This window comes from Trichocoleus desertorum AS-A10 (assembly GCF_039962155.1).
In the GTDB taxonomy this organism is placed as follows: Bacteria; Cyanobacteriota; Cyanobacteriia; order FACHB-46; family FACHB-46; genus Trichocoleus.
Genome location: NZ_JAMPKN010000093.1, coordinates 1 through 8,333, shown reverse-complemented (window position 1 = coordinate 8,333; position 8,333 = coordinate 1). Strand labels below are relative to the sequence as shown.

Here is an 8,333-nt window from a genome sequence, read left to right as displayed (position 1 = left end):
CTGTGAGCTTTGGTATCTGCCGCCTTATTCCCCGGACTTGAACCCGATTGAGCATTGGTGGTTTGTGCTCAAGAATTGGCTGCGACAGCGATGGGATGAGTTTGCCAACTTTCAGGATTGTGTGGATAATGCTTTCAAACAATGTCCTAAGGTAAGTCCGTAAGGCTATACTATCCAGAGGAATGACTCGCTCCGGCGGACCCTTCGCAAATTGATGCGCGATCGCAGCTTGAGTGACTGAGTGGTTGCCCTACTCTACCGGACAGCCAGCCCAAAATCGGCAATTTTCTGAATCTCAAAGTTTGGCTTGAGTGCTACGTCACTAAAACGATCGCCTCTTGCACTACACCAGCACGATCGCTTCTCTAGCTTTTTCCTATTGGAGAATGCAGTCAAGTTATCGACCTGCTGATTGCCCTTCTAGTTGTCCAAAATTCCGACATCTGCTTGCGGTAGCTCTGGGCTGAAGGGCGATCGCTCAATCATAAATCCCTACTGATAGAGAATCGCCAAAAAGCGCGCTTCGCCTGGGACCTTGCCCCCATTGCCCTGTAACTCGACTTGTACCATTTAGCACCGTCGGTCATGCCTTGTAGAAACAGCGTGAGTGTAATCGACCCCATGAACCTTTCAAAACTGGGAAGACGAATCGGTGTGAATTGGTCAGTCTCCTGCAGATTTCTCTAGAGGCGGCTTGATGGAGATTCCCCTCTGCCCTGTAGCTACTTCCATTCTTCAAGGCGATCCGCTGACGAGGTTGAGCAGCTTGGCGATGCAACACCAGATAGGCCAACAAGGTTTGTGCTCACTCACTGGTGATTTCTACCACCGGGCGATCGCCGTAGATTATGGAAAACCCTCCCAATAGCCGAATGCCCAAGGTTAGAGACATAATGCTCAGCGATCGCTACACAGCAAATCGATTTTTTCCAGGATTGAAGATTTTTATTTTAATCTCTCTGGGTTTGATCCCCAATCCCCACCACTTACTACATTAGATTCACCTTGTTAGGTGAGTCAACTGGAGGAGTTGATTGGCAGGAAGAGTATCGCATCATAGTGATCAGCAATGACTCCACCCAGTGAATGCAAGAGCCAGCGAGGCTTTTCATCAGCGAAGGAGACTTCTTGCTGGTTGATCTCATCTCTACTTGACAAGGAAAACTACAATGCCACAGCTCAAACTCATTTCCATTTATTGCAAAGAAACAGAAGACTGGACGGGTGCAGATGAAGCTCTGATTAAAGTTAATGGCAATGACACTTGGCGAGGCAGCTTAAACGACCGCCAGAGCAAGTCTTTGTCTAGTCTTCCCCTCATCCCCTTTAGCTCTACGGCCAGAATTGAATTGTTTGATGAAGATGCAGGTGGCCCTGACAATGCGGACTTCCTCGGTTCAGTCGATGTTCAAGCTTTTGAGGCGGGACAAGGGGAGAGGTATCCTAAGTTTACGGAAGATGGAGCCAACTACACCATCACCTATGAGGTTCTAGCCTAGAACCTGTTGCCCGCAGCTTAAACAGCACTCTCTCTATCGCAATCTTTGTACTCACAACTAGTAGAAAAACATTGATGACACCGAAACTTGTTGCCCCGCAGATGGTCCTCCACAGCCGCATGCTCTATACCAGTTGGATTCCTGCTGACCCAGAGGCTTGCGCCCGGTTATTGCCGCGCACCCTGAAGCCCGCAGAGAATCGTGCCATTTATATGAATCAGTATGTGGTCGATTCGGCAAAACAAACGACAGGTTTCGGTGCCTATTCGTTGACTTATATCGGCCTGAATGTGGCAGAACATCTCGCCCCCGATGGTGTGACACCTGCTCGATTTTTTACCCATTACTTCAACTCTTCCGAGGTCATGCGTGGTTATGTAAAAGAGCGGGGAGTGCCAGCGGCTCCAGGCTCTACCACCCTCGAACTGGATGGAGAAGTGGTGACGGCAACGACCTCCGTAGAGGGGACTGTCATCATCCGCACCCGCGCCAAGATCGGCAATGGCCCTACGGCGATCGCTGCGGGGCACCTGCGCTATATCACTCAGGTCGGAGGCCGATTAATCAGTGGGTTATATCCCTATATTGGAGAACTCGCTACCCCCTTTCAAGTGCTCTCCATTGAGTTTCTAGAACCCAATCACCCCGTCTACGCACTCCGTCCAGCTTCTCCCTTGCAAGTGGTGCCAGAGTCTTGCTTCTACGCCCCACGCGACTCGTTCGTTTACCCTGGTGGAGAGGAGGACATGGGGCCTGCTGGAGGTGAAGGAGGCTGAGGACTCGATCGAGCTCAGAGGGTAATAGGAAGCTTGAAGCAGATGTGTAGCAAGGGATAGAGCTACTAGGTAAAAAAGTAGGCTTGCTACTTGACCACAAACCTATCCTGGAAATGCTGGCCATGAAGTTTGTGTTCAAGGCTTAGCCAGCTATATTTGTCGAGCTAAAGAAGGCCGAAGAATGCGTTGCAGACATAGCGATTTCTGGGTCGGTTTATCTCCGGAAGCCTGGTTAAATGGCATGGATGTAGCAACTCTTTGGCTAGAGTCTTGGCTACAACTCAGTGGCAATAAGCAACCCTATCTTCAGCAAGGCTTACACGCTGCTTTTCGTCTCTAGTCGTTGTTCTAGCCTTCTTGTTACCCCCTAAGCTTTAGAGCCTGTACTTCCAGTCGCTCCAGAAATTAGCAAATTCATGCTGCCTGCCTGATGCAGCAATAGCAATTGAGCAGCTACGATCCAAACTAGCGAGTTTCCACTGGGGGAAGTTGCTCTGGTTGGATGGTCAATGTCACGGTTCGCTCGTGACGTTGCAGCTGTACGGGTAGCTTACCCCCGACTCCCGCTTTCTCGATGAGTCGCTGCACTTTACTGGCTTCGGTAACCGATTGATCGGCAACCGTTTGAAACACATCCCCGACTCGCACGCCTGCTTTCGCTGCGGGTGAGTTGGGTTGCACCTGAACCACCAAAATTCCCTGGTCGGCTTCAACCTGCATGCCACTATTGGGAGAGGTATTGATAAACTGCTTCACTTGCGGGTTGAGAGTCGCCATCTGCACTCCAATATAAGGGTGTTCAACCTGTCCCGTTGTAATCAGCTGTTGGGCCACTTGTTGGGCTGTGTTGATCGGAATGGCAAAGCCCAGCCCTTGCGCTCCTTGAAGAATGGCCGTGTTGATGCCAATCACGTCTCCGGCTGCATTGAGGAGGGGTCCCCCTGAGTTGCCTGGATTAATCGCCGCATCCGTTTGGATGAAGCCAACCCGCTTATCTGGAATGCCAATCGCCGCACTCGATCGCTCAGTGCCGCTAATCACACCCACCGTGACAGTTTCCTGCAAACCGAGCGGATTACCAATCGCGATCGCCCACTGCCCTTGCCGAACGGTATCAGAATCTCCCAGGGTGACGGTAGGTAGGTTCTCGGCTTGTACCCGAATCACGGCTACGTCTGTGACCGGATCTTTGCCCAGCACCTGCCCTGACAGAATGCGACCATCCTGAAAAGATACAGTCACGGTATCGGCTTCATCGACGACATGAGCATTGGTGAGGAGCAACCCATCGGAATCAATTACAAATCCAGAACCAATACCTCGCAACACACGGCTATTCGATGGCATGGGTTGTCCTCCGCCCAAGAAAGGTCTCAGGGAACCCGGTACATTTCTGGTTCCGGCTAAGGTGCGAGACACATTCACCTGAACCACGGCTGCTTCTGCTTTATTTAAGGCTGCGGTCACAAAGTTATCTCCTACGCTATTTTGCGCCAGCAGAATACCCTTGTCTTGCCCTGTCTCAAATGGTGGCAAGTTCCCTAGGCGAAGTGGTAACGCTTGAGCAGAGTTGTGGTTCAAAAACCCTATACCAAGACTAATAAACACAATCAGCAGACAAGTTGCTAGTCTCTGTGTCCAACGCTGACAAAAGATGGCTCGCTGCTCAGCTTTGCGAGTTGAGTCGGAAGGATGAAGGTCAGGATTGACGAAGTTGCGATCGCTGGACATGGTGCTTAATTCTGTTCTAAGTGGCTTCTGTGATGAGGTATCGCTGAGGATAGCTGGGCGATTGGAAAAGACTGCTTTTGAAGTTGCGTCGTTTTTTATCCTCAATGTGCTGGATTCTTAGTGTGTGGTTTCTTGCCCAGGTCATACCAGCTTCTCTCTTCCATGTGAACCCCGTAATGCTCAGCCGCTTTTTGGATATTGGCAAAGGCTAAATCTCGCTCTGCGTCAGTGACATCTTGAACCTGGTCAAAGCGAGCCAAGGCATTCTGAACGTGGGAGGCATCGGTTAAGGGTGCTTTTCGCTGTTTGGGAAACGCAAATGCGCTATCGGGTAATTCTTTGCGGTCTTTGGCACTCAGTTTGCCAGGTTCGGTATGAGGTTGCCAGGTCGGTTTAGTTGCCATTGATTTGATTCTCCTGCTGGGATCAGGCCAATTTTTAGGCGTTGTCAGCTTGTAAACTGGCTAGGCGATCGCTCTCTTCGTCACTCGCTTGGGTTCAATGCTTTGTCTGCTGGCCCAGATTCGCTCAACTCATTCAGTTCGTCCAAGAGTTCTTCTGCTTCTGTATCTCCTGCATCCGCTTGAGCCAGCAAGTAGTTGAGAACCTTGTTCACCAATCCATTAGGAATATTCATCGCTATCCTTTTCTGAAATAGGGTTCAATCAAATTAACCACGGTGTCTCTGGGTAGAAATCGAGATAAATTCGCCAAGATTTGATTGCTGACAGCACCCGGCACAATATTCGGTTCCTCTTTTTCTAAAGCGGCCAGGGTTTCTCGCACCACAACTTCTTTTGACGTGTAGTTTTGAGCGGCCCGCTTTGCCAATCGGGATGGAAAGTTGGCTTCTTGGAAAAACTCTGTATCTGTCGGCCCAGGACAAACCGCCAAGACTCGTACCCCGTAGCGACGGTTTTCTGCCCAGAGGGCTTCACTGAAACTGAGCACAAAAGCTTTGGTTGCGGCATAAATGGAGAAATAAGGAATCGGTTGAAATGCCGCAGTAGAGGCCATATTGACGATGTTGCCGTGACCGCGCTGACGCATTTGGGGTAGGAACTGGTGCGTTAAATCGACGAGAGCGAGAATATTGAGTTGGATTGCCTGCAATTGCTCTGATCCATCTAGCTCTGCAAAGGCTCCATATTGACCGAAACCTGCATTGTTAATCAGCAGGTCAATGTTTAATCCCTTTTGTTTGACGGCATCGAAGACCGATGCTCCGGCTAAGGGTGCAGTCAAGTCTTGAGCAATCACATCGGCGTGAATACTATACTGATCTTGCAACTGCTGTGCCAGTTGCTGCAACTTCGTTTCAGAGCGAGCCACTAAAACCAAATCGGTTTTACGAGCCGCCAGTTCCTGAGCAAAAGCAGAGCCGATACCCGCAGACGCTCCGGTGATAAGAGCTGTTGTCATAGCCAGACAAAGAACAGAATAGCTCTACGTTACAAAGCTTAAGCTGGCTTTTCCTCAACCAAAATGAGGAATCAGCCACAGAAGCATGCGCCGATCACTCACAGATCGGCTAATTATGGAAGGATTCGCTTGGTGTTGAAGCGTCAGAAACCGTGTCTTTCTTTAGTGCGGTCGTGCATTGTCGCCATTGCTTGATTTTGATCATGAGGCTGAATCACGCTCAAATCAACCCCAGCCCCAGTCAAAGACTGAATTGGCGGGGGGATGAATGGGGCGATCGCGGTCTATCGGGCTGAGGCGATCGCTCCTGCTTGAGGAGCATCCTCTCGAGTTCATCCGCATATTCTTCCGCGAGTGGTACGGTTTCATCCCCGGTATGCAAATTTCCTCGGCAAATCGTTTGCTTTGACTCATTGCGGATAATAAAGTCACCTGTCGGTTGCACATAGGCCATCCATTGCTCACCCAGCTTAAACTGAGCAATTCTAGCCCCACCTGAGCACTGCTCATACGTGGTACCCACAGCCATCACCAGTCCTTCAAACAGTTCCTTGCGCCACTGATTTCTGTTCCCATCAGAGCTTTGAACCGATTCTGAACTGGGGAGGGCTGATTCAGGAAGTTGAATTGAGTTAAGGTTCAACTTCAGCACCACACTAGAGCCTTCAGGACGTAGCGTGGCTTCAAAGGAACTGCCGATCGCCAACTTGGGGGTATCGGGTGAAAAGGTGCCCAAATTCTTGTCATCCATCTGCACGATCGCTGTGCCATTGTAGCGGTAATACTCCGGGTGAGATTCGGGCAGCTCAAACACACCCAGCTGCAAGCTCACAGTCTGATTGCGCCATTGCTTAGTGGCAAAGTTTTCATCTGCAAAATTGTTGTGACGGATACCCAAGATCTTGATCTCATCGGACTGAAAGGCCTGAAGTTGCTGACAAACTTCCTCTGTAAACAAGTTGTACGCCAGTGCCCCCACACCCGAATCCTGCCGCGACTCGGCCCAGATGTGATCAGCCGGAGGCACAATTCGCAAATCCTCAGGGACTCGAAGCGCATCGAGATCGTTAATGTTCTGACCAAACTTAGCTTCCAGCTTTTTCACCAAGTGCGGGGAAATGTCTTTGAGCGCAAACTCAATCACCGGTAATTGCGGATGAATCATCGCATCAAACTGGATGCCTTTTCGCTCCAAAGTTTCCTTCCAGCGAATTGCCTCTGCTCCAAACGGGACAATCAACACATAGGCATCTCTGGGCAGGGCTTCACTCGATAATTCATAGTCAGGCTGGAGCGCAAACGTGATATCCATTTGTTTCGCCAGCAGTAGGCAATCGCAGCGATGGCGATCCATTTTCGGGCGCGTGTGCTGGTTATACCACAGGGCGGCGGCTCCTTCAAACCGTTCTTGGGGAGTGGGAAGCAACTGATTAATTTCAGCTCGATAGCGATCGTAGAGCTTGCCCAATTCCTCGTTAAAGGCATCCCGGTCTTCCCCCACCCGTTCCTGAATCTCATCTCTGGCTTGCTGGAATCGAGTTTTCAGTTCCTCAGCCCACTCCAACGCCTCCACCGACAAATCTTCTTTAGGGAATAGATAACGAAATTCATGGCGATCGCCCCGCGATCGCGGCTGCGAATGCGAGTTGGCTCCCACAAGGGATTGACTACCTCCCTGGCAAGAACATTGATCGAACCGGGAGCATCCGCAGGCATGGCAAAACTGCGATAGAGGCGATCGTCCTTCTTAAAATCAAAAAAATGGCTAGGATGAGCTTCTGACCATCGCTTCGCATCTAAAAGTAGATTCTCCCCTGCAATCTCCTTGATGTCCTCTAGCCGCTCTGCACTCTTGGGCGAATCAACCTCTACCTGAAGTGCTTGAAACAAATGGTTGAGTAACTTTCGTTGGCGGCGCTCAAACCGCTCACCATTCTCCCCTTCCCTCGGCATTGACGATTGCACCCGTCCAATATTAGTTGCCACCAACCCAACCTTATTCTGATTCACTGCCGCGGCCCTGGTACTTCAAACCACCATCGTCACTTGGAACTTCGGTATAAGCAAGTTTCGGACGTCGCTTCACCGTCTCAAATCGCCCTGGCTCAACAGCTCGCAGCGTTTCCTTGGCAATGCTGGGTAACTCGCTAGCAGGACTGACCATTAGTTGGTCACCGTCAAAGTCTGCCTGGTGATATTCCTCAGCATCTCTAGGATTGATCCAGATGACATTGCGAGTTTTCTTTAACTCTGAGTCATGAATGTTGCGATAGAGGCGAATATTGTCGAAATTGACGATCGGATATCGGTTTAGAATTATATCCCTTCCGGAAGATGAGGTACACAAACCGTACCACGCGGTACATTATTCGATGGCATCGCCATACCTGAACTGTGGGTATAGCCGCTCTTAATCGCTAAATCTCGCCATCTGCCTGCTACATAATCTGTTGCAAATTTCCGAAATTTGGGTGTCTCAACTAACTGTCCATAGTGATCGTTCCGTAGTAAAGAGATCCAGCGCGATTCTTGCACTGGGTTGTTAGCATTACCCTCCACATCTGCAAATTCTTCCTCGGAGCGCTCCTGTCGCCGTTGCTGTTCTTTGTCGTATTCGTGCACGATGTACCGTGCCAGTGCTAAAGGATTGCGTTGTAAATCTGCTAAAACTCTGGCTTTTTCCTCCGTTGGCTGCTGCAAATCCTGTCGCACAGCGTCCTCAGAATACCAGATGGTATAGCTTTACGGACTTACCTTAGGACATTGTTTGAAAGCATTATCCACACAATCCCGAAAGTTGGCAAACTCATCCCATCGCTGTCGCAGCCAATTCTTGAGCACAAACCACCAATGCTCAATCGGGTTCAAGTCCGGGGAATAAGGCGGCAGATACCAAAGCTCACAG

14 protein-coding genes are annotated in these 8,333 nt (G+C 50.2%); 5 read left to right on the top strand and 9 right to left on the bottom strand.

The annotated features are described in order from the left end of the window. From NDA01_RS30725 to NDA01_RS30705, 5 genes are all read left to right on the top strand, one after another. A partial coding sequence (locus NDA01_RS30725) for a transposase (RefSeq protein WP_348231032.1) occupies positions 1-163 on the top strand: 163 nt, incomplete at its 5' end. A 534-nt stretch (positions 164-697) separates the two neighbouring features. Then, positions 698-868, top strand: a complete 171-nt coding sequence (locus NDA01_RS30720; protein WP_348231030.1) for a hypothetical protein — start codon at positions 698-700, stop codon at positions 866-868. A gap of 301 nt (positions 869-1,169) precedes the next feature. Continuing rightward, entirely contained in the window at positions 1,170-1,499 is a 330-nt protein-coding gene (locus tag NDA01_RS30715) for a hypothetical protein (protein ID WP_348231029.1), read from the top strand. Between the two features lie 74 nt (positions 1,500-1,573). Next, positions 1,574-2,275 (top strand): hypothetical protein, encoded by a 702-nt coding sequence (locus tag NDA01_RS30710; protein ID WP_348231028.1) that lies wholly within the window; start codon positions 1,574-1,576, stop codon positions 2,273-2,275. A 181-nt stretch (positions 2,276-2,456) separates the two neighbouring features. Continuing rightward, on the top strand, positions 2,457-2,615 hold the full coding sequence (locus NDA01_RS30705; protein ID WP_348231027.1) for a hypothetical protein: 159 nt from the start codon (positions 2,457-2,459) through the stop codon (positions 2,613-2,615). A gap of 125 nt (positions 2,616-2,740) precedes the next feature. Here the strand turns inward: NDA01_RS30705 and NDA01_RS30700 are convergent, their stop codons facing one another. The 9 genes from NDA01_RS30700 to NDA01_RS30660 all read right to left on the bottom strand — a co-directional run. Then, on the bottom strand, positions 2,741-4,006 hold the full coding sequence (locus NDA01_RS30700; protein ID WP_348231026.1) for an HhoA/HhoB/HtrA family serine endopeptidase: 1,266 nt from the start codon (positions 4,004-4,006) through the stop codon (positions 2,741-2,743). 101 nt (positions 4,007-4,107) lie between these two features. Next, positions 4,108-4,410 (bottom strand): DUF6582 domain-containing protein, encoded by a 303-nt coding sequence (locus NDA01_RS30695; RefSeq protein WP_348231025.1) that lies wholly within the window; start codon positions 4,408-4,410, stop codon positions 4,108-4,110. A gap of 80 nt (positions 4,411-4,490) precedes the next feature. Then, positions 4,491-4,643 (bottom strand): hypothetical protein, encoded by a 153-nt coding sequence (locus tag NDA01_RS30690; RefSeq protein ID WP_348231024.1) that lies wholly within the window; start codon positions 4,641-4,643, stop codon positions 4,491-4,493. 2 nt (positions 4,644-4,645) lie between these two features. Continuing rightward, positions 4,646-5,428, bottom strand: a complete 783-nt coding sequence (locus NDA01_RS30685; RefSeq protein WP_348231023.1) for an SDR family NAD(P)-dependent oxidoreductase — start codon at positions 5,426-5,428, stop codon at positions 4,646-4,648. A 241-nt stretch (positions 5,429-5,669) separates the two neighbouring features. Continuing rightward, positions 5,670-7,085, bottom strand: a complete 1,416-nt coding sequence (locus NDA01_RS30680; RefSeq protein WP_348231022.1) for a hypothetical protein — start codon at positions 7,083-7,085, stop codon at positions 5,670-5,672. Then, positions 6,971-7,438: a hypothetical protein gene (locus NDA01_RS30675; protein ID WP_348231021.1), complete on the bottom strand. Its 468-nt coding sequence runs from the start codon at positions 7,436-7,438 to the stop codon at positions 6,971-6,973. The genes NDA01_RS30680 and NDA01_RS30675 overlap by 115 nt, the downstream gene beginning before the upstream one ends. Beyond that, the gene (locus NDA01_RS30670; protein ID WP_348231020.1) at positions 7,425-7,775 is read right to left on the bottom strand and encodes a hypothetical protein; all 351 of its coding nucleotides are present in this window, start codon (positions 7,773-7,775) and stop codon (positions 7,425-7,427) included. The genes NDA01_RS30675 and NDA01_RS30670 overlap by 14 nt, the downstream gene beginning before the upstream one ends. Next, positions 7,745-8,140, bottom strand: coding sequence for a hypothetical protein (locus tag NDA01_RS30665; protein ID WP_348231019.1), 396 nt, complete (start codon positions 8,138-8,140; stop codon positions 7,745-7,747). Before NDA01_RS30665 ends, NDA01_RS30670 begins: the two co-directional genes overlap by 31 nt. Positions 8,141-8,170: 30 nt before the next feature. After that, positions 8,171-8,333: transposase (locus tag NDA01_RS30660; RefSeq protein ID WP_348231031.1), on the bottom strand; the 163-nt coding region annotated here is incomplete at its 5' end.